The 25,088-nt window shown below is 57.6% G+C and carries 25 protein-coding genes and 3 pseudogenes; 22 read left to right on the forward strand and 6 right to left on the reverse strand.

All coding sequences use genetic code 11. From position 1 onward, the window contains the following. Positions 1 to 288, reverse strand: a complete 288-nt coding sequence (gatC, locus tag AC0L7U_RS03360; protein ID WP_473693815.1) for an Asp-tRNA(Asn)/Glu-tRNA(Gln) amidotransferase subunit GatC — start codon at positions 286 to 288, stop codon at positions 1 to 3. A gap of 168 nt (positions 289 to 456) precedes the next feature. Here gatC and AC0L7U_RS03365 point away from each other — a divergent pair, with 168 nt between their 5' ends. From AC0L7U_RS03365 to AC0L7U_RS03385, 5 genes are all read left to right on the forward strand, one after another. Continuing rightward, positions 457 to 1,038 (forward strand): TetR/AcrR family transcriptional regulator, encoded by a 582-nt coding sequence (locus AC0L7U_RS03365; RefSeq protein ID WP_473693817.1) that lies wholly within the window; start codon positions 457 to 459, stop codon positions 1,036 to 1,038. A gap of 317 nt (positions 1,039 to 1,355) precedes the next feature. Beyond that, on the forward strand, positions 1,356 to 2,552 hold the full coding sequence (locus AC0L7U_RS03370) for an APC family permease (RefSeq protein ID WP_473693819.1): 1,197 nt from the start codon (positions 1,356 to 1,358) through the stop codon (positions 2,550 to 2,552). Continuing rightward, the gene (locus AC0L7U_RS03375; RefSeq protein WP_473693821.1) at positions 2,533 to 2,760 is read left to right on the forward strand and encodes a hypothetical protein; all 228 of its coding nucleotides are present in this window, start codon (positions 2,533 to 2,535) and stop codon (positions 2,758 to 2,760) included. Before AC0L7U_RS03370 ends, AC0L7U_RS03375 begins: the two co-directional genes overlap by 20 nt. 21 nt (positions 2,761 to 2,781) lie before the next feature. Continuing rightward, positions 2,782 to 2,958: a hypothetical protein gene (locus tag AC0L7U_RS03380; RefSeq protein ID WP_473693823.1), complete on the forward strand. Its 177-nt coding sequence runs from the start codon at positions 2,782 to 2,784 to the stop codon at positions 2,956 to 2,958. Positions 2,959 to 3,145: 187 nt separating this feature from the next. After that, entirely contained in the window at positions 3,146 to 3,745 is a 600-nt protein-coding gene (locus tag AC0L7U_RS03385) for a YHS domain-containing (seleno)protein (RefSeq protein WP_473693825.1), read from the forward strand. Positions 3,746 to 3,836: 91 nt separating this feature from the next. On the opposite strand, the gene AC0L7U_RS03390 is transcribed toward AC0L7U_RS03385, so the two are convergent. Further along, positions 3,837 to 4,541: a metal-dependent hydrolase gene (locus AC0L7U_RS03390; protein WP_473693827.1), complete on the reverse strand. Its 705-nt coding sequence runs from the start codon at positions 4,539 to 4,541 to the stop codon at positions 3,837 to 3,839. A 238-nt stretch (positions 4,542 to 4,779) separates the two neighbouring features. On the opposite strand from AC0L7U_RS03390, the gene ruvX reads away from it, so the two are divergent. The 12 genes and pseudogenes from ruvX to rpmG all read left to right on the forward strand — a co-directional run bounded on the left by ruvX (position 4,780) and on the right by rpmG (position 17,582). Further along, the gene (ruvX, locus tag AC0L7U_RS03395; RefSeq protein ID WP_473693829.1) at positions 4,780 to 5,253 is read left to right on the forward strand and encodes a Holliday junction resolvase RuvX; all 474 of its coding nucleotides are present in this window, start codon (positions 4,780 to 4,782) and stop codon (positions 5,251 to 5,253) included. 208 nt (positions 5,254 to 5,461) lie between these two features. Continuing rightward, entirely contained in the window at positions 5,462 to 6,388 is a 927-nt protein-coding gene (locus tag AC0L7U_RS03400; RefSeq protein WP_473693831.1) for an AEC family transporter, read from the forward strand. A gap of 87 nt (positions 6,389 to 6,475) precedes the next feature. Beyond that, positions 6,476 to 7,438, forward strand: coding sequence for an aspartate carbamoyltransferase catalytic subunit (locus AC0L7U_RS03405; RefSeq protein WP_473693833.1), 963 nt, complete (start codon positions 6,476 to 6,478; stop codon positions 7,436 to 7,438). 19 nt (positions 7,439 to 7,457) lie between these two features. Continuing rightward, a pseudogene (locus AC0L7U_RS03410) lies at positions 7,458 to 8,764 on the forward strand (dihydroorotase). 67 nt (positions 8,765 to 8,831) lie between these two features. Continuing rightward, the gene (gene plsY / locus AC0L7U_RS03415) at positions 8,832 to 9,446 is read left to right on the forward strand and encodes a glycerol-3-phosphate 1-O-acyltransferase PlsY (protein ID WP_473693835.1); all 615 of its coding nucleotides are present in this window, start codon (positions 8,832 to 8,834) and stop codon (positions 9,444 to 9,446) included. After that, positions 9,443 to 10,604: pseudogene (dprA, locus tag AC0L7U_RS03420) on the forward strand (DNA-processing protein DprA). Before plsY ends, dprA begins: the two are co-directional and overlap by 4 nt. A gap of 224 nt (positions 10,605 to 10,828) precedes the next feature. Beyond that, positions 10,829 to 13,568 (forward strand): annotated as a pseudogene (gene topA / locus AC0L7U_RS03425) (type I DNA topoisomerase). A gap of 59 nt (positions 13,569 to 13,627) precedes the next feature. Further along, entirely contained in the window at positions 13,628 to 15,892 is a 2,265-nt protein-coding gene (rnr, locus tag AC0L7U_RS03430) for a ribonuclease R (RefSeq protein WP_473695637.1), read from the forward strand. Next, positions 15,889 to 16,476, forward strand: a complete 588-nt coding sequence (locus AC0L7U_RS03435; protein WP_473693837.1) for a DUF983 domain-containing protein — start codon at positions 15,889 to 15,891, stop codon at positions 16,474 to 16,476. Before rnr ends, AC0L7U_RS03435 begins: the two co-directional genes overlap by 4 nt. Further along, on the forward strand, positions 16,469 to 16,645 hold the full coding sequence (locus AC0L7U_RS03440) for a hypothetical protein (protein ID WP_473693839.1): 177 nt from the start codon (positions 16,469 to 16,471) through the stop codon (positions 16,643 to 16,645). Before AC0L7U_RS03435 ends, AC0L7U_RS03440 begins: the two co-directional genes overlap by 8 nt. Beyond that, on the forward strand, positions 16,629 to 17,198 hold the full coding sequence (locus AC0L7U_RS03445) for an NUDIX hydrolase (protein WP_473693841.1): 570 nt from the start codon (positions 16,629 to 16,631) through the stop codon (positions 17,196 to 17,198). The genes AC0L7U_RS03440 and AC0L7U_RS03445 overlap by 17 nt, the downstream gene beginning before the upstream one ends. A 216-nt stretch (positions 17,199 to 17,414) precedes the next feature. Then, positions 17,415 to 17,582: a 50S ribosomal protein L33 gene (gene rpmG, locus AC0L7U_RS03450; protein WP_473693843.1), complete on the forward strand. Its 168-nt coding sequence runs from the start codon at positions 17,415 to 17,417 to the stop codon at positions 17,580 to 17,582. A 623-nt stretch (positions 17,583 to 18,205) separates the two neighbouring features. Here the strand turns inward: rpmG and AC0L7U_RS03455 are convergent. Further along, positions 18,206 to 18,574, reverse strand: a complete 369-nt coding sequence (locus tag AC0L7U_RS03455) for a response regulator (RefSeq protein WP_473693845.1) — start codon at positions 18,572 to 18,574, stop codon at positions 18,206 to 18,208. A gap of 140 nt (positions 18,575 to 18,714) precedes the next feature. Between AC0L7U_RS03455 and AC0L7U_RS03460 the strand changes: the two genes are divergently transcribed. Together AC0L7U_RS03460 and AC0L7U_RS03465 are read left to right on the forward strand one after the other, a co-directional pair. Next, positions 18,715 to 19,014: a DUF3572 domain-containing protein gene (locus AC0L7U_RS03460; RefSeq protein WP_473693847.1), complete on the forward strand. Its 300-nt coding sequence runs from the start codon at positions 18,715 to 18,717 to the stop codon at positions 19,012 to 19,014. After that, positions 19,007 to 19,678, forward strand: a complete 672-nt coding sequence (locus tag AC0L7U_RS03465; protein ID WP_473693849.1) for a hypothetical protein — start codon at positions 19,007 to 19,009, stop codon at positions 19,676 to 19,678. The genes AC0L7U_RS03460 and AC0L7U_RS03465 overlap by 8 nt, the downstream gene beginning before the upstream one ends. Before the next feature lie 41 nt (positions 19,679 to 19,719). Here AC0L7U_RS03465 and AC0L7U_RS03470 read toward each other — a convergent pair whose 3' ends face one another. Beyond that, entirely contained in the window at positions 19,720 to 20,286 is a 567-nt protein-coding gene (locus AC0L7U_RS03470) for an extensin-like domain-containing protein (protein ID WP_473693851.1), read from the reverse strand. Then, positions 20,243 to 20,656, reverse strand: coding sequence for a hypothetical protein (locus AC0L7U_RS03475; protein WP_473693853.1), 414 nt, complete (start codon positions 20,654 to 20,656; stop codon positions 20,243 to 20,245). The genes AC0L7U_RS03470 and AC0L7U_RS03475 overlap by 44 nt, the downstream gene beginning before the upstream one ends. Before the next feature lie 440 nt (positions 20,657 to 21,096). On the opposite strand from AC0L7U_RS03475, the gene AC0L7U_RS03480 reads away from it, so the two are divergent. Further along, positions 21,097 to 22,395, forward strand: a complete 1,299-nt coding sequence (locus AC0L7U_RS03480) for a DNA polymerase IV (RefSeq protein ID WP_473693855.1) — start codon at positions 21,097 to 21,099, stop codon at positions 22,393 to 22,395. A 102-nt stretch (positions 22,396 to 22,497) separates the two neighbouring features. Here the strand turns inward: AC0L7U_RS03480 and AC0L7U_RS03485 are convergent, their stop codons facing one another. Further along, a complete protein-coding gene (locus tag AC0L7U_RS03485) occupies positions 22,498 to 23,415 on the reverse strand; it encodes a cell envelope integrity EipB family protein (RefSeq protein ID WP_473693857.1) in 918 nt (305 codons plus the stop codon). Between the two features lie 318 nt (positions 23,416 to 23,733). Between AC0L7U_RS03485 and AC0L7U_RS03490 the strand changes: the two genes are divergently transcribed. After that, on the forward strand, positions 23,734 to 24,192 hold the full coding sequence (locus AC0L7U_RS03490; protein ID WP_473693859.1) for a RidA family protein: 459 nt from the start codon (positions 23,734 to 23,736) through the stop codon (positions 24,190 to 24,192). Positions 24,193 to 24,296: 104 nt separating this feature from the next. Continuing rightward, positions 24,297 to 25,061, forward strand: coding sequence for a glycerophosphodiester phosphodiesterase family protein (locus tag AC0L7U_RS03495; RefSeq protein ID WP_473693861.1), 765 nt, complete (start codon positions 24,297 to 24,299; stop codon positions 25,059 to 25,061). Positions 25,062 to 25,088: the final 27 nt, after the last annotated feature.

The raw sequence follows: 25,088 nt of genomic DNA on the forward strand, positions 1-25,088 counted from the left end.
TTACTCGACAACCTTGGGGACCATGAAGAAATGGTCTTCAGACATCGGCGCGTTCCGGGTGATCTGATCAGCAATACCGCCATCGGTCACACCATCGACGCGCTTCTTCATCGTCTGCTCAACCACCGAGGTCAAAGGCTCGACGCCAGAAATGTCGACTTCATCAAGCTGCTCGACAAACCCGAGAATGGCATTGAGTTCGCCGGTCATGCGCTCGGCCTTCTCATCACTGACCTTGATGCGAGCCAGACTGGCGACCCGCTTGACCGTATCAATATCGACGGACATGAACTTCCTCATTTTCAAAACATCATAGGCGAGCCTCGGATCAACACCCTCAGCGACCTCTTGGCACCCGTTGTCCTGCAATTTGGCCAGTGCTCACAAGTCCGAAGCTTGCGTTTTTTAGCCTCCCTGCGTAATTACGGTTCCAAAAAGACCCGAAAGAGATTGCCAATGCCAGCCCCCTCGCCCCCAACCGGACGACCTCGTGATCCACGCGTCACCGATGCCTTGCTGGCTGCAACGCTGCATGAACTGGCGGAAACAGGATACACAGGCAGCACCATTGCCAACATTGCGGCGCGAGCCTCCACCAGCAAGCAGGCCATTTACCGCCGCTGGCCCAGCCGTGAAGCGTTGCTCGCTGCGGCCCTGAAAGCGGCTCTTGGGCGCGCCCACCCCGAACCGCCGCGCCATGGCAATGTCGCGGCAAACCTCTATGCCTGCCTGAGCCGCCTGACGCTTGCCTTGCAAGATACACCGCTTGGCAGCGCGTTGAACGCGGTGCTGGCACACAGGCACCAAGCAGAAATTGCCCTCGCCCTGCGAGATGCGGAGGACGCCCAGCGCCTGGTCTTGCGACAAATCCTCATTGCCACGCCGTTTGAAAGTGACATGGAAACCCGCATCGACCTGCTTTTGGGCCTCGTGCACTTCAAACTCATGATCCGCGGCCAGCCGGTTCGAGATGCCGATCTGCGCTCGGCCATCCAGCTTGTTCTAGGCCTCTCGGCACCGCGGGATCCACGGCCTTAAGACCTCTGAGGCAACACGAGGGCTCAGCGCCCATGCGACCGTTATCTGCAGACATATTCACACAGGCTGTGATCGCTTCAGTGTGCTCACAAACGCTCTTGAGAGACTTCAAAAACGACGAAACTGTGGGCAAAATACGTCATAGCGATACATGCCCCGGAACCACGGCGGCCAACCGCGAGTTGGTCAATTGTCACAAAGACTCACGGAAGCGTGATGACACCGCGAAGTTTCGGACGCGCCTGCCCTCGACAAGACACCGTGAGCCAAGCGGCACTTTAAAAAAATGAAGAATAATTTCTCGAGAGGGACTTCACATGACAGAGGCAAATGCTGCGGGCGGCACTGGCAAGCTGCGGCGACGTGCAGGCTTGCTGGGCCTGACATTCGTGAGCACCACCAGCATGATCGGCTCGGGCTGGCTTTTTGGCGCATTTCATGCCGCCAAAATTGCTGGCCCTTATTCCATTTTGAGCTGGATTGTCGGGGCGCTGATCGTTCTGCTCATCGCGCTGTGTTTCGGCGAGCTTTCATCCATCTTTCCCAAGAGCGGCGCACTGGTTCACATGAGCCATGCCAGTCATGGCCCGGGGCTTGGACGCATCTGGAGCTGGATGCTGTTTCTCGCCTATGTGCCCGTGCCTGCTGTCGAAAGTGAAGGCATTGTCACCTACGCCAATAACTACCTGCCCTTTCTCATTCAGCCGAACAGCGACGGCATTCTGACAGTCACGGGCTTCTTCGTCTGCGCTGTATTGCTTCTCATCCTCGCGGCCCTGAACCTGATGGCGATCAATGCGCTTCTCAAGTTCAACAACGCCATTACCTGGTGGAAGATCGCCGTGCCCCTGCTCACCGTCGTCGTGCTGATCTTCGGGTCCACCGGCTGGGACGTCTGGAGTGCAAACCCTGAACCAGGACAGTTCCAGGGCATTTTCACCGCGCTGCCGACAGCCGGCATCGTGTTTTCATTCCTAGGTTTTCGTAGCGCCATTGACCTTGGCGGCGAGACCAGCAACCCTGGGCGCACCATTCCGATGGCCGTTATTGGCTCGGTCATCCTGTCCGCCATCGTTTATGTCCTGTTGCAGATCGCTTTCATCATGGCGTTGAGCCCGGATGATCTCGCCAATGGCTGGTCCAAGTTGAGCTTTTCCGGAGAGACCGGCCCCTTCGCGGGTCTGGCAATGACCCTTGGCTTCAGCTGGATGGCAGCGTTGCTTTACATTGATGCCTATGTGTCTCCCGGTGGCACCGGCCTGATCTACGTCACGGGAGGCTCACGTATTCTCTATGCTGTAGGCGAAATGGACGCTGGTCCCAAGGGCCTTAGCCAAACTGACACCGAATGGCGTGCCCTGGGTCGCCGTACTCGTCATGTGGGTGGTTGGCGTCTTCTTTCTGCTGCCCTTCCCGGCCTGGCAAAAGCTCGTTGGCTATATCACCTCGATCACGGTGATCACCTATGGACTGGGGCCGGTCGTTCTCTTGCTCTTGCGTCGCAGACTACCTGATCTGGAACGCCCTTTCCGACTGCCCGGCGCCAACATTCTCGCGCCCCTGGCATTCATCTGCTCGAATTTCGTCATCTACTGGACAGGCTTCACCACCAACAGCATCCTGTTTGGCCTGATGATCGTGATCTTTGCCATTTACGCGGGCTACCATCACCTGATCGCCAAGCGCTCGGCCGAGCAATTCGGCTGGCGTCACATTGCCTGACTCCTGCCGTGGTTTGGCGGCATGTGGATCATCTCAGGCCTTGGTGACATCAAGGGCGGCCTCGGCTGGCTCAGCTTCTGGCCGGGCGTAGCGATGACCGCAATCTGGAGCCTCTTCATCCTGTGGCTGGCCATGCGGTCCAGCCTGTCGAGCGAAGAAATGAAGAAGATCATGGACGAAATTCACGCCGAAGACTGAGCATAGGGTCCTGCCTTGTCGCAGGACCTCTCTCCAAACGTTCTGAAAGGCGCGTCAATGTCTTGAAATGCCTGACCTGTGATCAGACGTGACTGGTGGTGCAAGGGCTGCGGTGAGAGGCTGTTCTCAGGTGTCCAGCGGCGTCCCGTCCCCGCGAGCGTCGCTGGACCTAGGTCGGAGCAAAGACATGGCATCATATGGCAGAACATCTGCGGACAAGGCTCGGATGATCAAGGCCCAACAGAGCCACGTCATGGCGGCAAGCAAACACTCATATCCCGCACCGCTGTTGAAACGCGGCTTCCTGCTGCTGCCCCTGTTTCTGGCCACGCTTCTCGCCGCATTGCTCGCAGTGACGGGCATGGCGCGAGCCGATGACGTCACCACTTTCGTACGCGACGGCGCAGCCATCGGCGGCACAGATCCGGTCGCCTATTTCAGCGATCATAAACCGGTCGCAGGAAAAGACAGTTTCACCGCCACCTACGACGGCGTGACCTGGAAATTTGCCACAGCGGAAAATCGCGATCTGTTCAAATCGTCGCCCAAGAAATACGCCCCGCAATATGGCGGCTATTGCGCCTTCGGCACCACCATGGGCTTCAAGATCCCCATTGATCCAAAGGAATGGAAGATCATTGACGGCAAACTCTATCTGAACGCCAATCCGACCGCTCAAAAGCGTTTTCTCGCCGATAAGCCTGCCATGATCCAAAGAGCCGATGAGAACTGGCCGGTCATCCGCCAGACCCCCGCCAAAGACCTGAGAGAACCGATTATTCGCTGATGCCGACGTCCGCTCCTGAAACCACAGGAAAGGCCAGCCCCTGTGGGCCAGCCTTCTTTGCAGTCTTCAAGGCATTCAGCAGATCCTGAAATCAGATCTCGAAGGTCTCGCCAATCCTGGGCAGCTTGACCTTGGACGCGCTCTCGCCCAGCGCTCCAACAAAGGTATCCGCCGTTTGGTCCAACATCGGAAAAGTGCCGAAGTGACACGGAATGATCGTATCGAAATTGAAGAAGCGGTTGCAGGCAAGCGCCGCCGCCTTGCCACCCATGGTGAAGCGATCACCAATCGGCACAATACCGATTTTCGGCTCGTTCAACTCATTGATCAATGCCATATCGCCGAAGATGTCCGTATCACCCATATGATAAATCTTCGGCTGGCCCGGAATATCGATGATCAAGCCATGCGGGCAGCCCATGTAGGTCTTGCCACCATCACCGCTATAACCGGACGAATGATGCGCAATCGTCATGCCGACCTTGAACGGGCCGACATCAACCATGCCACCACTGTTCATCGGGTTGAGGTTCTCGATGCCCTTGCCCGCAGCCCAGCCGATCAGATCCGCATCGCCGGTTAACTGTGCCCCGGTCTTTTTCAAAATGTCGATGCTGTCGCCAACATGGTCATCATGCCCGTGGGTCAGGAGAACATGCGTCACACCTTCGGCCACATCATCAACACTCAGATTTTCCGGAAAGGAGGGGTTTCCGCTCAAATAGGGGTCGATCAGGATGCTTGCGTCATCGGTCTCGATTTTAAAGGCCGCGTGGCCGTACCAGGTCATCTTCATGGCAATTCCTCTCATCTGAGCGATAAATCCGGGATCTCCCGGCACAACAATCTCCCCGGCATATAGGGAGAGGTCCCGTCCCCGGACAAGGGCGACAGGCCATGTGGACAGGAATGCACCCGTATTTTTGCAGATCCAAGACACCACTCCAGACCGCGCCACAACGGCCCAAGAAGGTGTTCTGCAAATACGCATGGTTTCTCTGGTTTTCACCACGGCAAGCTGCTAAATGCCGCCCATGGCAACAGATCCCTCACTTCCCCTTGAAGATTTTCTTGCAGCGGTCGCACCCCGCACCCGTCTGATCGGTCTTGACCTTGGAACCAAGACCATCGGCATGGCCTTGTCTGACCTTGGCCACAACATCGCAACGCCAATGGAAACGATCCGGCGCAAGAAATTCACTCTGGATGCGGAAAAGCTGCTGGCTGCCTGTACCAAACAGGGCGTCGGCGGCATTGTCATGGGACTGCCCCTCAATATGGATGGCAGCGAAGGGCCTCGCGTTCAATCGACCCGCGCTTTTGTGCTCAATTTGACCCGCTTGACCGAGTTGCCGATCACCTATTGGGACGAGCGCCTCTCGACCGCAGCGGTCACGCGCACCTTGCTGGAAGCCGATCTGTCACGCGCCCGACGCGCCGAGGTTGTCGACAAGATGGCAGCCGGCTATATCCTGCAAGGCTTTCTCAATCGCATCGGCAACCTGTAACGACCTTGCGGCACCTTTGAAAACCGCCAGATTATGCGCAAAATATAGCTTTCCAGACCTTGCAAACAGGCATGTTCTCCGGCAGGAAGAAATCTCGCAGACACGAAGGACCGTTCGCGGATAACCGATCCTGATCGGGTGGCTGACCAGCCATCGGATCTCGCTTGGTCCCGTGACGCGCTCGCACGGCAGGAAAGACACCCCCGCGATGATGCTGACCATCATGGCGCTGGCACCGATCATCTTGATCATTGCCACCGGCTATACGCTTAAGAAAACCGGCATCATAAAGCCAGACAATTGGAACGGCATTGACCGTCTGGCATATTATCTTCTCTTCCCCTCGCTGCTGTTCAAGTCTGTCGCCGAAGTGAATTTCGGCGAACTTCCTGCAGTCTCGATGGGGTTGGCGCTGTTCATCACCATCATGATTCTGATTGGCGGAATGCTTGCCCTGAGGCCGCTGTTACAGCGTCAGTTCGACATACCAAACCCTCGCTTCACCTCGATCTTTCAAGGCACCGTGCGCTGGAACGGTTTCCTGGCGCTGGCACTGGCCAACAATCTTATGGGATCGGCAGGCGTTGCCCTGCTCGCCGTGGCCATGGCCGTGATGATCCCGGTTCTCAATACCGCCAGCATCGCGGTTCTGGCGCGCTACGGCACCGGTCGTCCGCCCAACTTCTTCGGCGTCCTGAAAGGGCTTGCCAAGAACCCCTTCAACATGGCGATCGTCGCGGGTCTTCTGGCCAATCTGGTCGGTCTTTACATTCCCAAGCCGCTGGACATGACGCTCGACATGCTTGGACACGCCGCGCTGCCCATCGGGATCTTGAGCGTGGGCGGTGGTCTTGCTCTGGGCGCATTGCGCCGCCCGACGCCCGAGTTGATGCTGGGCACATTCCTGCGACCAATCATTTCGCCGCTGCTCGGTGCGTTGCTGGCCATGATCTTCGGCCTGCACGGCCAGACGCACGTGGCCGTGATCATCGCCTGCGCGGTGCCAACGGCCTCCAACTCGTATATCATGGCAAAATTGCTGGGAGGGGACGCACCGCTGATGGCCGAAATTCTGACCCTGCAAACACTGGTCGCAATGGTCACGCTACCTCTGGCTCTGGCGATTTTGACCTGAGCCAATGGCTTGCCGGTGGACGGTCTGCGCCCCCGGTTCAGTTAGACCTTGTGACAAGGTCCCTTTCCACCTATAGCAATGGTCTCGATGAGCGCACAACCTACCTCTCGACACGCCCTTTTCCCCCATCGACATTTGCTGGGCATTGAAGGGCTTCACCCCCACGAAATTCTTGGTCTGCTGGACCGGGCGGAAGAGGCTGTTGATGTCTCTCGTCAGGTTGAAAAGAAAAAGTCCGTTTTGCGCGGACGAACGCAGATCAATCTGTTTTTCGAGGCCTCCACCAGAACCCAATCATCCTTCGAGCTGGCCGGAAAACGGCTCGGCGCAGATGTGATGAACATGTCGGTCTCCTCGTCGTCCGTCAAAAAGGGCGAGACGCTGATCGACACAGCCGCCACGCTGAACGCCATGCATCCGGATCTGCTGGTGGTCCGCCATCATGCCGCAGGGGCGGTGCACCTTTTGGCCCGCAAGGTTGGCTGTTCGGTGGTCAACGCCGGGGACGGTGCGCATGAACATCCCACACAGGCGTTGCTGGATGCCCTGACGATCCGCCGTCACAAGGGCGAGATTGCCGGTCTCAATGTCGCCATCTGCGGCGACATCCTGCATTCCCGCGTCGCTCGCTCCAATATCCTTCTGCTGAATGCGCTTGGCGCAAGAGTTCGTGTCATTGCCCCCTCCACACTGTTGCCCAATGGCATTGAGCAGATGGGAGCCGAAGTCTATCAGGACATGCGCAAAGGTCTCGATGGCGCCGATATTGTCATGATGCTGCGCTTGCAGCGCGAACGCATGAACGGCGCTTTCATTCCCTCGGTTCGCGAATACTACCGTTTTTACGGTCTCGATCAGGACAAGCTCAGCGTCGCCAGTCCCAACGCTCTGGTGATGCACCCCGGGCCGATGAATCGGGGCGTCGAAATCGACCCCTCCGTGGCAGATGGCCCACAAAGCCTGATCCGCGAACAGGTGGAAATGGGTGTCGCCGTGCGTATGGCCATCCTCGAAGCGCTCTCCGAGCACCTGCCGAACAAGACCCGCTGAGCCGGAAGGGACACAAGCCTTGGCACACGACGCAAGCAAACCTCTCGTCCTGCACAATGCACGGATCCTGGATCCGGCACGTAATCTCGATGAACCCGGCAGCATTCTCATACAGGATGGCCTGATCCTGGAGGCTGGTGCCAGCGCAGCGGGTCAGGGCGAGCCGGAAGGCGCGGACATCATCGACCTCAATGGCGCAATCGCCTGCCCCGGCCTGATCGACATGTGCGCGTCGATTGGCGAACCAGGTGACGAGCACCGGGAAACACTGGCCAGTGCCAGTGAGGCTGCGGCCTCCGGCGGCATCACCACCATCGTCACCATGCCGGAAAATGATCCGGTGATCGACGATCCCGCGCTGGTCGACTTCATCCGCCGACGTGCCCGCGACACGGCCATCGTCAACGTCTATCCCATGGCAGCCCTGACCAAGGGTCTACAGGGCCATGAGATGACCGAGATCGGCTTGTTGCAGGAAGCTGGAGCGGTCGCCTTCTGCAACGGTCACAAATCCATCGGCAATGCCGCGATCATGCGCCGCATTCTCACCTATGCACGCGATTTCAATGCACTCGTCATTCACCACACAGAAGATCCGGACTTGTCGTCCGGGGTGATGAATGAAGGCCTTGTCGCAAGCTGGAAGGGATTGGCTGGCATCCCGCGTGAAGCCGAATTGATCATGCTGGAGCGCGATCTGCGCCTTGTTGCCATGACCCGCGCTCGCTATCACGCCAACCTGTTGTCATGTGGCGAGAGCGCCGATGTCATCCGGCGCGGCAAGAAGATGGGCCTCGACATGACTGCTGGTGTGTCAATCAACCACCTGACCCAGAACGAGAACGACATCGGCGACTATCGCACCTTCTTCAAGATGTCGCCGCCCTTGCGATCTGAAGATGATCGCCGCGCGTTGATCGCGGCCCTGGCCGACGGCACGCTGGACGTCATCGTGTCAAACCACGATCCGCAGGATGTGGAAACCAAACGTCACCCTGGGCGGAAGCCGAAGATGGCGCCATTGGTCTTGAAACCATGCTGTCGGCCGCCCTGCGCCTGTATCATTCCGACGATATAGAGTTGCTGCCGCTGCTTGCCGCCATGACCTGCCGTCCGGCAGATCGCCTCGGCTTGTCGTCGGGACGCCTCACCAAAGGGGCTCCCGCCGACATTGCGGTTTTCGATCTGAACAAGCCCTGGGTCTTGGAAAAAAGTGCAATACGGTCACAGTCAAAGAACTCGCCATTTGAAGATGCGCGTTTCTCTGGCAAAGTCCTGAGAACACTTGTTGCAGGCAAAACTGTCTACACGTACGATCAACAATAGATCTCAATCAGGAGTTTCGTGTGCTTGAACCTGTATCTTGGGGCGTAACCGGCCCCCAAATCCTCCCATGGCGCTTTGTGTCGGCTATCTGTTGGGGTCCATTCCCTTCGGACTGTTGCTCACGCGCATGGCTGGCGAAGGCGATATCCGCAAGATCGGGTCTGGCAACATCGGCACCACAAATGTGCTGCGCACCGGCAAGAAGTGGCTCGCAGCCTTGACCCTGCTCGGCGATGCGCTGAAGGGAACCCTGACCGTCCTGCTCATCGGACCGATGTTCGGGCCGGTTGCAGCGCTGTTTGCAGCAGCAGGCGCCTTTCTTGGACACACCTTCCCTGTCTGGCTGAAGTTCAAGGGCGGCAAAGGTGTTGCCACCTATCTTGGCGTCTTGCTGGCACTGTCCTGGCCGGTTGGACTGGTGTTCATTGCCATCTGGCTCGCCATGGCGATGATCCTGCGATATTCGTCGCTCTCCGCCTTGTCGGCAAGCCTCGTCTCCTCGCTTCTTCTCATGGCCGTTCACCAGCCGGACAAGGCCGCTCTCTTCGGCTTCCTGTCGCTGCTACTGTGGATCAAGCACCATGAGAATATTCGGCGTTTGCTGAACGGTGCAGAAACGAAGATCGGCGCCAAGGCGGCCTCTGCCCCCGCGAGCAGCAAGCCGGAAGCCCGCGACGAATGACGGCAAGCGCGGGCAGACCTGGACAGGCTTTGGTCCTGTCGCCTGCGCAACGCCTCGCCTTAGCTAAGACTTATTCGCTCTGAAAATGTCGGGCCGAAGACATTCCGTCTTCTGCTGAACCATTATGGCTCGGCTGAAGCAGCCCTCGATGCCTTGCCGTCCCTGTCGCGCGCGGGCGGCAAGCCCGCCATCCGGGTGTGTGCGGAAGATCGGGCACTGGCTGAACTGGAGGCTCATGCGAATTTCGGTGCACGGCTCGTCGCCCTTGGTGAAGCTGATTATCCACCGCACCTGCGCCACATCAGCGATCCGCCACCGCTTCTCTCCGTGGTCGGCAGATCGGCCCTCGCCTCGCCCAAGGCCATCGGCATCATCGGCGCGCGCAACGCGTCTCTGGCCGGTCGCAAATTCGCCAGCCAACTGACCGAAACACTTGGTGAGAAAGATTATCTCATCGTTTCAGGTCTGGCGCGAGGCATTGATGTCGCAGCCCATGAGGCCGCCGTTGCAACCGGCACAGTCGGCGTGATGGCAGGCGGCATCAACATGCTGTACCCGCCAGAGCATGGTCCGCTGGTGGAGAAGCTTCTGGCGGCAGGCGGAAATGTCATTTCAGAGATGCCTTTTGGCTGGAAGCCGCGCGGTCACGACTTTCCACGACGCAACCGCATCATTTCCGGTCTTTCTCTCGCAATCGTGATCATTGAGGCTGCAAAAGCGTCTGGCTCCCTGCACACGGCCCGATTTGCGCTGGACCAGAACCGCGAAATTTTCGTCGTTCCCGGCTCCCCACTCGATCCGCGTTCAGAAGGCGGAAATCGCCTGATCCGTCAGGGCGCGCGCCTCATCACCAGCGCAGACGACGTGATTGAAGATCTCGACGGTCGGCTTGAACCACGTCTGCCATTTGACGACATGTTAGCTGAAAACGACGAGGTCTTCGTGTCCCGTCTCGAGACGCCGGCCAACCCGACAGAAGCGACCAGAGCGCACTTGCTCGAAGCGCTCGGCCCCACCCCTGTCGATGTTGACGATCTGATCCGGGATCTTGGCGAAAGTGCCAGAACAATACAGATCCTGTTGCTGGAACTGGAGATTGCAGGTCGTCTGGAACGACACGCAGGCAATCATGTATCTTTGATTTATACGCATCCCTGACCCGCGAGAGAACGCGATTGATGACAGGATGACTTGCGGCATTTTTCCCGCAATGCTACGCGGTGGATAACACACCCGACGACGGGCGCACTTGACCACCTTGCAGTGAAGGTCCATTTGACAGGTGGCTTGCGATCCGTGATCGTCACGTCAAGCGTCTATCTTTCTTTAGGTCGAACTTCTCGGATTTCCGAAAGCAATCGACACATAACACTTGGGTACTGATGAATATTGTCATTGTTGAATCCCCGGCGAAAGCCAAGACGATCAACAAATACCTCGGCTCCGACTATAAAGTTCTGGCGTCTTACGGTCACGTACGTGATCTTCCTCCCAAGGATGGGTCAGTAAGGCCAGACGAAGACTTTGCCATGAGCTGGCAGGTGGATTCCAAGTCCCAAAAACGCCTGACCGAGATCGCAAATGCGGTCAAAGACGCCGATCGACTGATTCTCGCGACTGACCCGGATCGCGAAGGAGAAGCGATTTCGTGGCATGTTCTGGAGGTGCTGACCAAAAAGCGCGTTCTCAAGGACACACCGGTTGAGCGCGTCGTGTTCAACGCCATCACCAAGTCGGCCATTCTGGAAGCGATGAAAAATCCGCGCCAGCTCGATACACCGCTGGTGGATGCCTATCTGGCTCGGCGCGCGCTGGACTATCTTGTCGGATTCACTCTGTCGCCGGTGCTTTGGCGCAAGTTGCCCGGAGCGCGTTCTGCTGGCCGTGTGCAGTCCGTTGCACTGCGCCTGATCTGCGACCGTGAGACCGAGATCGAAGTTTTCCGTCCTCAGGAATACTGGTCCATCCTTGCCAATCTGACGACGCAGCAGGACAAGCCGCTTCAGGCCAGCATCACGTCCTTTGAAGGCCGCAAGCTGACACGCCTGGACATTTCGTCCGAAGAAGAAGCCACCCAGATCCGCACCATGCTGGAAAGCGCCAGCTATCTGGTCTCCAGCGTTGCCTCGAAGCCGGCCAAGCGCAATCCGCAGCCGCCCTTCACCACGTCGACATTGCAACAGGAAGCCTCGCGCAAATACGGATTTGCCGCATCACGCACCATGCAGGTTGCCCAGCGACTGTATGAAGGCATCTCCATTGGTGGCGAGACATCCGGTCTCATCACCTACATGCGTACCGATGGCGTGCAGATCGCCCCGGAAGCCATTTCGGCAGCACGTAAGGTAATTGCGCAGGACTTCGGCGACAATTATGTGCCCGAAAAGCCGCGACATTATTCGACCAAGGCCAAGAACGCTCAGGAAGCGCACGAAGCCATTCGGCCAACAGACATGTTCCGTCATCCCAAAAGCGTTGCCGCCTATCTGGATGCCGATCAGGCCAAACTCTATGACCTGATCTGGAAACGGACGATGGCCAGCCAGATGGAAAGTGCCGTTCTGGAACGCACCACCATCGACATTGACGCCAAGGGCTCGGGCAGGGCCGCCACGCTGCGCGCCACCGGCTCTGTTATCCGGTTCGACGGCTTCTTCGTGCTGTATCAGGAAAGCCGCGACGATGACGACGAAGAAAACTCCAGCCGTCTGCCCGCCGTCAACGACGGTGAAAACCTGACGCTGATTTCAACGTCCGGCGAGCAGAAGCCGATTGAGGCCGCCCAGCATTTCACCACGCCGCCGCCGCGCTACACCGAAGCAAGTCTCGTCAAGAAGATGGAAGAACTCGGCATTGGCCGTCCGTCGACCTACGCATCGACTTTGCAGACCCTGCGCGACCGCGAGTACGTGGAACTGGAAAAGAAGCAGCTTGTGCCACAGGACAAGGGGCGCATCGTCACTGCCTTCCTGCAAAGCTTTTTCGACCGTTATATCGAATTCAACTTCACTGCCAGCCTGGAAGAAAAGCTCGACCAGATCTCTGCCGGTGAACTGTCGCTGGCAGGAAGTCTTGCGCGATTTCTGGACTGATTTTCATGGCGCTGTCGACGAGATCAAGGACCTGCGTGTTTCGGAAGTACTCGATGCACTGAACGATCTTCTGGCTCCGCACATCTTTCCCGACAAGGGCGATGGCACTGATCCGCGGGCCTGCCCGTCGTGTTCCGATGGCCGCCTGTCGCTGAAGGTCAGCCGTTATGGGGCTTTCATCGGCTGTTCCAACTATCCAGAATGCAGCTACACGCGCCAGCTTTCGAAAAGTGCGGATGGCGACGGCGAAGACGGCGCAGATGGTCCACGCATTCTGGGAGAAGACCCGGATACAGGCATGGAAGTCTCCCTGCGCAAGGGACGTTTCGGGCCTTATGTCCAGTTGGGTGAAGAAGCCAAGCCAAAGCGGTCGTCCATTCCGCGGGGATGGTCTGTTCCCGACATCGACCTTGAAAAAGCCTTGCAGCTTCTCCATCTCCCGCGTGAGGTTGGCGTGCACCCTGAAGACGGCAAGATGATCACCGCTGGCATCGGACGCTACGGGCCTTTCGTTCTGCACGAAGGCACTTATGCCAATCTGTCCTCGCCCGAAGAAGTGTTCTCCGTCGGCATCAACCGCGCGGTGGATGCCTTGGCTGAAAAACGCGCCAAGGGTGGACGCGGTCGCGCAGCCGCAACCCCGCTGAAGGAACTGGGCGAACACCCGGAAGAAGGCGGACCGATCAATATTTACGATGGTCGTTACGGCCCGTATGTCAAGCACGGCAAGATCAACGCCACGTTGCCCAAGGACACAGATCCTCAGACCGTGACCATGGAAGCCGCCGTTGAGCTGATCGCTGAAAAAGCCGCCAAGAGCGGCAAGAAAACCACAAAGAAGGCAGCTCCGAAGAAGACCGCTGCCAAGAAGACAACGGCCAAAAAAACCGCTGCCAAAACCAAAGATGCAGCGGATGATGAGGCCAAACCCGTAAAAAAGACGGCTGCCAAGAAAAAGCCAGCCGCCAAAAAGACCACAGCCAAGGCTCCAAAGGAGTCCGAGGGCGAGGTCGTGGACTCAGGATCTTGAACGCAAGACGTATTTCACCAAAGAAAAAGCCGGGCGGCACGAACAAGCCGCCCGCACACATGCCGAGCCGCGAGGATATCCTCGCCTTTATCGCAGAAAATCCGGGCAAAGCCGGCAAGCGCGAGATCGCGCGTCATTTTGGCATTAGCGGCGCAGCCCGCATTCCCCTCAAGAAGATGCTGAAGGACCTGTCCCATGAAGGACTTGTCGAAAAGCGCCAGAAACGTCTCATTCGGCCCGGTGATTTGCCGCCGGTGTTTCTCGTGCGCCTTCTGGCCCGGGATACGGACGGCGAATTGTTGGGCGAACCGCTCGACTGGGACGACGAGGCAGGCGACCCTCCAAAGGTTCTCGTGCTCACCGGCAAAACCAAGGTGTCGCAGCCAAGTGTTGGCGACCGCGCATTGGTGCGACTGACAGAGGCCGAAGACCCGGGATCTGAAGCAAGCCATGTGGCGCGGGTCATCAAGGTGCTGGAGAAGACGGAAACCGCCATTCTCGGCATCTTTCGCAAGCGCGACGCCGGAAAACCGCCCTACCTTGAGCCAATTGATCGCAAGCAGCGCGAATTGGACATTGACCCCACAGATCTGATGGATGCCGAAGACGGCGACCTGATCAAGGTGCAGGTCAATCGATCCGGTCGCTACGGCACGCCGCGGGCCAAGGTGTCAGAGCGCATTGGTTCAATGAAATCGGAAAAGGCAGTCTCCGAGATTGCTTTGATCACTCACGGCATTCCGACCGAATTTCCGCGTGCTGTTGTGACTGAATCCGAGCAGGCCAAACCGGCGACGCTTGGCAAGCGGGAAGACTGGCGCGATATACCGCTGGTCACCATCGACCCGGCCGACGCCAAGGACCATGATGACGCCGTCTTTGCGGAGCCCGACGAGGACCCAGAAAATGAAGGCGGATATGTCGCCTATGTCGCCATTGCCGATGTCGCCGCCTATATCACACCGGGATCGGCGCTGGATCGCGAAGCACACCTGCGCGGCAATTCAGTATATTTCCCCGACCGTGTTATTCCGATGCTGCCGGAACGCATTTCCAACGATCTGTGTTCGCTGCGTGAAAAGGAAGACCGTCCGGCCATGGCCGTGCGCATGGTCTTTGACAAGCAGGGCCACAAGATCAACCACACGTTCCACCGTGTGCTGATGCGCTCGGCAGCCAAATTGTCCTATCTGCAAGCGCAGAAGGCCATTGAAGGCGTGACCGACGACAAGACAGACGTATTGGTTGAGCCGGTTCTGAAGCCGCTTTGGGCCGCCTATGCCTGTCTCAAGATGGGCCGAGATGCTCGGGAACCGTTGGAACTGGATCTGCCAGAGCGTAAGATCCGGCTGCATCCGGATGGCACTGTGGATGGCGTTTTCGTACCTGAACGACTTGATGCACATAAGCTCATCGAAGAGTTCATGATCCAGGCAAACGTCTGTGCGGCAGAAACGCTGGAGAAAAAGAAGACTCCGCTGCTCTACCGCGTCCACGATGCATCAAGCCCGGAAAAGCTTGAAAACCTGAAGGATTTCCTGTCGACCATCGACATGAAGCTGCCATCTTCCGGCGGTCTGCGCCCGGCCATGTTCAACGGCATTCTGGCCAAGGTAAAGGACACACCACAGGCCCATGTGGTCAATGAGGTGATCCTGCGCAGTCAGTCTCAGGCTGAATACACACCGCAGAACATCGGCCACTTCGGTCTTAATCTGCGCCGCTACGCGCATTTCACCTCGCCGATCCGCCGCTATGCCGATCTGATCGTGCACCGTGGGCTGATTCGGTCGCTCGGGCTTGGCAAGGATGGCCTGCCCGAAGGCATTGAGGACAAGCTCGAAGCTGTAGGGGCTGAAATCTCTGCGGCAGAACGTCGCGCCATGTTGGCAGAGCGCGAGACAATCGACCGTCTCATTGCTCTCTGGATGGCCGATCGCATCGGCGCGACTTTCCATGGACGCATTGCGGGTGTTGTGAAATCCGGCCTTTTTGTCCGTCTCGATGACACCGGAGCGGATGGCTTCATCCCAGCCTCGACCATCGGTCTGGATTACTACCGATATGACGAAGGGTCGCACTCTCTGATAGGTGACAAGACCGGTGAAACATATCAGCTTGGAGACCGAGTTGAAGTCAAGCTGGTTGAAGCGGCGCCCTTTGCCGGGGCCTTGCGGTTCGAAATGCTCAGTCCCGGACAAACCGGATCTGGCAAGAGAAACCGTCGCCCGGGCAGTGCACCGACGCGCACCCCGGGTCGGTCGCGTCATACCCGTTCCTCCAGGGCTTCGACCAAGTCGAAACCTGGAAAGAGCAAAAGATGACACTTCACCATTTGGTGAATGATCAAGACCAACCAGACAGCACGACAAGCAGGGTCTCCCGCCGTCGCCTTTTTCCGGCGATGTTGCGTGGTGCCCTGCACCGCTGTCCGGCCTGTGGCACAGGGGCGGTGTTCAACCGCTTTCCTGCCACACAGCCAATCTGTCCGGCGTGCAGTGAACCACTGCACCACCACCGGGCCGATGCCTTTGCGCCGCTTGTCACCCTGACGCTGGCCGCGCATTTCATCATTCCCGCACTGCTGATCGTGGAAGTTGTCTATCGTCCCTCTATCTGGGTTCATCTGGCGCTGTGGCTGCCACTTGCGGTGATCTTGTCGGCTCTGCTGCTGCCGTCCGTCAAAGGTGCCTTGATCGGCCTGCAATGGGCGCTATACATGTATGGGTTCGATCCGCAGGCTCGGGATGACCTGACCCCTGGCCGCCACGCAGCGGCAGCCCCCGACCCTCGTGAGGCTTCAAATCGCACTGATCAAGCCGGGGCACCGCGACACCATGGGTCGGGCGTCCATCAAGACAGTCCAGTCCCTCCTCCTGAAGAGAAGATGATCCATCGCCATGAGTGAGCCTGCTGCGCCCCGCCATCCTTATCTTCGACCGCGTGACGCCGCCACACTCATCATTCTTGATCAGTCGACACAGGATCCGAAACTTCTCGTCGGACGACGGCACAAGGCTCACGCCTTCATGCCGAACAAATACGTGTTCCCCGGTGGGCGTGTCGATCCAGGCTGATTCCCGCGTCCGTGGGGCAATCCAGTATCAACCCCACGTCGAAGCGCGTCTGTCGCGCGATCTCAAGCGCCCGGTGTCCACAGCACGCGTGCGCGCATTGGGGCTGGCCGCTATCCGCGAAACGCAGGAAGAAGCCGGTCTGTTTCTGGGCCGCCCGGTCGCTTCCAGCTCATCAAGTTCCCAAAGCCTCGGCCCAGGCTTTGCCGCCTTTGCTGCGCATGGCCTCATCCCGGACCTCTCGGCCCTGCGCTTTGTCGCGAGAGCCATCACGCCCCCCAATCAGCCACGCCGTTTCGACACCCGTTTCTTCGCCGCCCGCCGTGACGCCCTAGCAGAGCAGACGGTTGCGATGGGATCCGCGGATGATGAATTGCAAGACCTGTCCTGGGTGGCCCTGAGTGAGGCCATCACCAATGAGGCCCTGCCCGTTATCACCCGCATGATTCTGCGCGAACTTGCCCAGAGGCTGACGGATGACCCGCATCTGGAAGCGGATCTGCCGGTGCCTTTCCTGTCGATGCGATACGGCAAACGCCAAAGAAACCTGCTCTGATCCGTGGCCTGAATGTCGCCAGAGATGCGACCGTGTCCTCCAAGCGCCTGAAAGAGAGGACAAACAGCGAAATTTACGCCACCTTCCTGCAGAATGCTTGACTTTCAGCCAGCGATGAGTAGGTTTCGCTCTGATTTCGAATATCGTGGGCAGATGATCGCCAGACCCCTGACCTTGAAAGTGTTTGCCCAACTACAAAGAACAGGATCGAAGGCCATGGCCAAGGCGACAACAATCAAAGTCAAGCTTCTTTCCACGGCTGACACCGGCTTCTTCTATGTCACGAAGAAGAACTCCCGCACGATGACCGAAAAAATGGTTCAGCGGAAGTACGACCCGGTTGCCAAGAAGCACGTGGAATTCAAGGAAGCCAAGATCAAGTAAGATCTGGCATCCGACTTCCAGAACAAAACCCGCCTTTCAGGCGGGTTTTTTTGTGCCATATGCTGTTGCCTTATGGCTGGCCTCTTTCGCGCCGCGTTCTAAAGAGCCAAAGAAACCGTAGCCCCCATCCATAAGGGGATCAGCGCGGCAATACTGGCAATGTCGAAAAAAGAAAAGGCTGACAAGCTGCAAGTCTTAGAGGAGGCATTCTCCCAACTTGCAGCTTGTCAGCCAAACCCCACGGACCCAGGAGATGCGGCGGACCTGAGCATCACGCAGGGGTAAATCGCTGTGCTTGACATTCGTCTAAACAGCCATGACCATTTTTAGGTACAACCTAGTTTCAAGCCTAGCAATAGCTGCATTTGCCCGATAAGACCAATTTGGATGAATTTGCGTATATATCGACAGTTTTTACCAATTAAATACTGAACGGCATCATTCAGATGGATCTGTTCCCTCAATTCAACAAGAAACGAATTCGAGCGGCCAAGAGCAATCTTGAGAAAATTTCTCTCGCTTCCATGATCAATTCGACCTGAGAACGGAATGTCCTTGCGTTTAATGGCTCGCCGCAGACAGGTCTGCCGACCATGAAACGAACAGCAGACGTTCGTTTCGGATCACCCTTCGAGAAAGGTGCCAACGGTTTCCAGAAAACTTGTCACGGAAATTGGTTTGGAAATATACGCTTCACACCCGCCTTGGCGGATACGTTCTTCATCGCCCTTCATGGCAAATGCAGTGACAGCGATGATCGGAATCGACGCGATTTCGTCGTCTTCCTTGATCCACTTGGTCACTTCCAGTCCAGAGACTTCGGGAAGCTGGATGTCCATCAAAATCAGGTCCGGGCGATGCTCGCGCGCAAGCTCAAGAGCTTCCATGCCATTGCGGGTCTGAAGTGTTGAATAGCCGTGCGCTTCGAGCAGATCATGAAACAGTTTCATGTTCAGCTCGTTGTCTTCCACGATCAGCACGGTTTTCGCCATTGCTTGGCCCTTTTATACGACTAATACTGCGACCCGTTCCGCTGAATACGGAAGGTCGTCGCCAGTGCACTTGCCCACATCCCTCGTCCACACGTATTTCCTTTTAGCGTGGAATCGTTTCGGAAAGGCAAAAATTCACAATGCTCGGACACAGCGCCAACTCCATGACGCAGGAAAATGCACAAGAAATTGCAACGAAAGCGTTGATTTATCTGACACAGGAGCCGGAACAGATCGGTCGCTTCCTGACGATCACCGGAATCGGGCCCGAATCCATCCGTGACGTGGCTGAAGAACCGGGGTTTCTGGCAGGAATTCTGGAATTCTACATGCTCGACGAATCGCTTCTGCTGACATTCTGCGAGAACAATGGCGTGCGCCCGACCATGATTGCCGCCGCCCGCTATGCTCTGGCCGATGAGCCTGTTCCCTATGAGTGAGCCGCAGCCAGCCAGCGCGGACATTCTGAGACAGATCCGCGCCCTGCCCGCCTCCACAAGACCTCTCATCGTCTGTGATATTGATGAAGTCGTTCTCCACCTCGTGCGGCACCTGCGTGGCTACATGGCCGACAACGGATTGATCCTGCATGAGACCAGCTATGACCTGCGTGGCAACATGGCAAACGGCACAACCGGCAAGCCACTGTCGGATGCTGATGTTGGCCGGCACTTACAGACGTTCTTTGATGGGATTTGTGATCGGCAGGAAGTCGTGGACGGCGCCGAAGTAGCCCTGACGGCTTTGGCGAAGACGCACGACATTGTCTTGCTCACCAATTTGCCCGGTGCGCACAATCGACCTGTACGGCAGACCTTGCTGACTTCCCTGTCGATCCACTATCCGTTGCTGACCAACGCAGGCCCCAAAGGCGGCGCTGTTGCTGCACTGGCATCCGGTAGACCGGATCCCGTGATCTTCATCGACGACAGTTCCAAGAACCATATGTCCGTGAAAGCCTCGCTGCCATCCGCCATCCAGATCCAGTTCATTGCCGATCCGGTTTTCGCGCAGTTCGCCAACCCCGGCGACCACATCGACCTGCTGACAAGCGACTGGGCCGAAGCAGCACGCTTCATCACCCGTTTGCGACAGGACCGGTAACAGGCCCCGGCACAGAAACCCATGGCGCATAGCCGCTGGTGTCACTCACAGATCAGGTACTTGCAAGTCTTGCCATGACAGCCAATGTCAAAGTGAAAGTGGCTCTTGTGCGCCGCATTGGCATCCGGCCCCAGCACGGTGGTGAAATATTTGCAGGCACTTTGGTGCAGCTTGTGAACAAACCTGCCGTCTATGCCTTTGTCCGGCCAGCCATCCTTCACCGTCACCTTATGACCATCGGCCATGGTGAAGGACATGATGTCCATCGCGTTGCCCTTGGCATGTTCTGAAATCTTGCCGGTTGAACGACCATAGCGTCGGCGACACACGTAACCCGGTCCATTCTGGATCTCGACGAGCCTCTGGCCATAGGTTTGCAGTGCAATCGGTTCGGCCTTCTCAGTCAGCCATTCATCGAATTTTTGGGCGAAGTCACAATCAATCTGTGCCTGACGGGTAAAATGCACCTTGGTCTTGGCCTTGAGATTACGAAACACCACCGGCTGCGGAATACCGCAAGCGCCATTGGCCACCAGCGGCGGGTGGATCGACAGGCTGGAGGTTTCAAGCTCGCACAGATTCCGGAATCGGCGGCACCTCCTGCACATGCTTCGGCATGGCGCTTTGCACCGCTGCGGTTTTCAACTTGGGAGCGGCAGGTTTGCTTTCTGGAGATGGAACAGGGCCTTTAGCGGTATCAAGCGTTTCCCGGGTCGCGCTGGCGGGAGCCTGCGTCGTTGCAGCTGTCGTGGCATCGGCCGGCATGATCGCGCCGAACTTCGGATTGGCGACAGCAGGCTTCACCCTGTCCGTTCCGGGCACCATCGACGCCTTGGCAGCACTCACGGCGGGCTTCATATCCGTCGTATCATCGTGAGCGCTCGCAGCTTGCTCGGCAGCCTTGTTTTGTGAGTCGGCTGCCTTGGGTTTGATCTGCGTTTTTCCGGTAGACGTATCTGCGCGTGCAGGCGCGGTCATCGGCCGCTCAGGCGGCAACGGTGTCTTGGCAGCAGCTAAAGCGGGAACCAGTCCGCTCCCGAACGCTAAAGCGGCAACGGCCAACCCCGTTACGAGTGAAGCTCGAACAGATCTGTGAGCGGGCTGAACAACAGTCTTTTTGGAAACTTTCAAGGCGCTTCTCCTCATTGCCTCATCCCGTGTCACAAGCCGTCCTCGGCAAAGACCAACGGCGGACCGTCTATCGATCCGAGGCAGGGCCCGAATCATCACGCCCTCGCAAGAGCAATTGTCGCGCCCAAACGCAAGTGTGCACAGCAATCCGAACGCCTTTGGATCAATCCCGAACCGGATCCATTTCAATTTGATCGAGCCGATCCTATATTTGGAAAACACGCTTCTGCCTGCGAGGTTCCGCGCGTTAGACGTGTGCCGCTACCCTTCAGCCTTGGACACATCAGATGCAAACCGCTCTTTGTCGTGACTGCGGCCATCGCGTGGCCCTGAAACGCTCCCGGTGCACCGTCTGCGCCAGTCCACGTTTGCTGCATCACCCAGAGCTGGATACGCTCACCATAGCCCATATCGACTGCGATGCCTTCTACGCATCCGTGGAAAAGCGCGACAATCCCGAGTTGCAGGATCGCCCCGTGATTGTTGGCGGCGGTCAACGAGGTGTGGTCTCAACCTGCTGCTACATCGCCCGCATTTACGGCGTGCGCTCCGCTATGCCGATGTTTCAGGCGCTGGAGCGGTGCCCTGATGCCGTTGTTCTAAAGCCGAACATGGAAAAATACAGCAAGGTTGGCCACGAAATTCGCGAGCGAATGCGTGCGCTAACGCCTCTGGTCGAGCCCTTGTCGATTGATGAGGCCTTTCTCGACCTCTCCGGCACTGAAAAACTGCATGGCGCGACACCCGCCGAAAGTCTGGTGAACTTCATCCGCCGGCTCGAAGCGGACCTCGGCATTTCCGCATCGGTGGGCCTGGCGCCCAACAAATTCCTGGCGAAACTGGCCTCCGATCTGGAAAAGCCGCGCGGCTTCTCTGTCATCGGCGCGCAAGAGGCCCAAAGTTTTCTGGCCACCAAGCCGGTGGGCATGATCTGGGGCGTCGGTAAGGTGCTTCAGAAAAAGCTGGAGAATGACGGCCTGCGCACCATTGGTGAGTTGCAAATGGCCGATCCTGCGAACCTCGCCAGGCGATATGGCGCGATGGGCCTGCGACTGGCCCAGTTGTGCCATGGCAAGGACGACCGCATCGTATCACCCGAACGCGAGACCAAAAGCATCAGTGCCGAAACCACCTTCAACATCGACATAGCTTCCTTCGACAAGCTGCGCATCGTGCTGCTGGACCTTGCCGACAAGGTGTCTCGGCGGTTGAAGGAAAAGGAATTTGCCGGGCGCACCGTGACGTTGAAACTCAAGACGGCAGACTTCAAGACCATCACCCGGTCGCGGCAACTGTCAGATCCGACCCAGCTCTCTGATCGTCTCTTCCGTACGGCGGAGCGTTTGCTTGAAGCAGAAACAGACGGACGCCGCTTTCGCCTGATCGGAGTTGGCGCAAGCGATCTTGTGTCACCTGAAAGCGCCGACAGCGGAGATCTTCTGGATGTGAGAGCAGCACGCCGTAAACAGGCCGAACTGGCGATTGACAGTCTGCGGGCCAAATTCGGTGCCGTCGCTGTGGAGCGCGGCCTGAGCTATGCCGCAAAGCACGAGAAAGCCAACAAACGTCCTCCTGATAAAACCTGAAACCTGACGCTGCGAAACCGCGCGGCCAACTGGCCCGCTTCATTGGTGGCCGACGGTCTTTCTTGCCCCTTAAGGCTGCAAAGGCAGGCACGTCAGCCGCGTTTACTGGGCACAGGCTTCCGGTTCATGCAACTCAAGTTTACGCAATGTTCCGGTCAAAACGAACTTGCCGTAGTCCATCGTCATCTTGCGGCTGATGCCATTGGAATAGAGTTGAAACGAGATCTGATAGACAGGCGTCTGTTCTCCCGTATCAGAGACGTGCCCCTTGTCGAAATAAGAGATCGTCACCGGCCAATGCGGCCCGGACAGGGCGGCAAGCGCCTGACGGTTCAGCCCTTCGGCCTTGACGGGCAGATTTTGGGACGACCGCGCCCCAATCACTGTCGTTGTGGCATAGACCTCGTTGCCGCTCTCGGAGCCGTCGTACACATCCGCTGTCAGGAAATGCCGTCCCTGCTTGGCTGTCCGCAAGATGGCCTGCATGTGCTGCGTGGGAAACAGAACCTTGCGCGACACGGCGAAGGAAGCCTCCTTCGGCTTCGTCAGGCTGACACGCTTGGTGTCTTTTTCCAGAGCGGCATTGCCCTTGCTCTCTTCGGTCAGAGCCTGATCGACAAAAGTCTGATTGAAAAAACTGAGTTGATGACCGTTGCCACTCTCATGCGAGGTGGAGCGCACATCCATCACCTGAACGCTGCCACCTTCGTCCATGAATTCGCTGACAAGTCGCATCTGAACGTTGAAGCCCGAACACAGGCTACCGCTGAAGTCATAGACCATGCGGCCATAAACGTCCGACAAGCGGCTGTCGTCACCGAAGCTCTTGGCCGAAATATCGTAAACCGCCAGATAGGGAACAAAATTCACCTCGCCTTGCGTACCTGAAGGCCCGGCCTCGCCCACAAGACCTCCGGCAGCACTGGCAGCCTGGGAAGAGTTGATCGCCCCCGACGCCACAATCCCCAGAGCACACAGCAAACCGCACGCCAGCTTCACACGGGTCTTGATCAACGCCAAATGGCTCTCCTGTCACACTCTTGCAGCACAGGCACGCTAACAACGCCTGCGCTCCCTTGGGCACCCTGAAATGAGGCATTCTTCACCTCTATGGGCTGCTTTGAACACAGCATAATGTAAAATGATCTCACACCAGACACCAAAGCCTTTTTTTGGCAAGATTTCGCAACACCCCTTTTGCACCATCACCACCACCGGACAGAAGCAGCAACGGAAAATCTTGCGTGGACTGACAATTTCAGACATGACTTCGGCAAGCATGTCAGATGGTGGAAGCCCCGCCTCTCGCATGATCCTTTCTGTTTCGGAGATCTTCAGATGACCATTGAAAAACGCCTTGCAGAACTCGGTATCGACCTGCCGCAGGCCGCTGCCCCCGCAGCCAACTACGTTCCTTACGTCAAGACCGGCAACCAGCTTTTTGTCTCCGGCCAGTTGCCGATGGGAGCCGAGGGCTTGAAGCATGTCGGCAAGATCGGTGCCGAATTGAGCGTTGAGCAAGGCCAGGAAGCCGCAAAGCTTTGCGCCATCAACCTGCTGGCACAAGCCAAGGCAGCCATTGGCGATCTGGAAAACATCGCCCGTCTCGTGAAGATCGTTGGCTTCGTCAACTCCGTTCCCGACTTTACCGAGCAACCGAAAGTCATCAACGGCGCCTCTGATTTCCTCGTCGAGGTCATGGGCGACAAGGGCCGTCATGCCCGTTCCGCCGTCAGCGCTGGTGCCCTTCCGTTTGGCGCGGCTGTCGAGATCGAAGCTATCTTCGAAATCGCCTGACGTCTTCTGAAAAGTTCCCAGGTCTGCCAACACTCGTCAGCACAGGCAGACCGGGACCACACACACCACCTCTCTGTCGAGCAACAAGGCCGGACGTTACGACCATGACCACAACCGCAGACATCATGGCGCACCCGATTGCGCACCGCGGATTCCACGACGCTGATAGCGGTTGCATTGAAAACAGCCCCTCGGCCATTAGCGCGGCCATAGACAAAGGGTTCGGGATTGAAGTCGACGTCCAGGAAACAGCCGACGGTGAGGCTCTCGTCTTCCATGACTATGTGCTCGACCGGCTGGCAGAGGGCGCCGGCTCCATCATCGAGAGAACGGCCAGCGAGTTGGTTCAGATCAAGATGAAACGCAGCAACGACACGCTTTGGATGTTGCAGGACCTGCTTGATCTCGTTGCGGGCCGCGTGCCGCTGGTGGTCGAAATCAAGTCTCGGATGCGCCGCGATGCTCAGGCCACTTTCGTGCGCCGGGTCCTGGATCAGATTGCTTCGTATCAGGGACCGATCTGCATCAAATCGTTCGATCCCGACATGCTCTCTGTTGCCCGCGCGCATCGCCCCGACATTCTGCGTGGTATTGTTGCCAGCCGCATGACGTCGAAAGAAGAAATCATTCGCTATTCGCGCGTCAATCGCTTCCAGCAGCGCCATTTGCTGCATGCGGTCCGCACCCGACCACACTTCATTTCCTATAGCATCGACGACCTGCCCTGCATCGGGCCAAGCTTTTGGCATAACGTCATGGGTCTGCCGATCATGGCCTGGACAGTGCGCACCCGCGAGCAACGCACAGCCGCATTGAAATATGCTGACCAGATGGTTTTCGAAGGCTTCGACCCCACACTGCCGATCTGAATTCTCAAATAATACAGCACGACGCCT

It is taken from the genome of Roseibium sp. 10G30-5, from assembly GCF_055809635.1.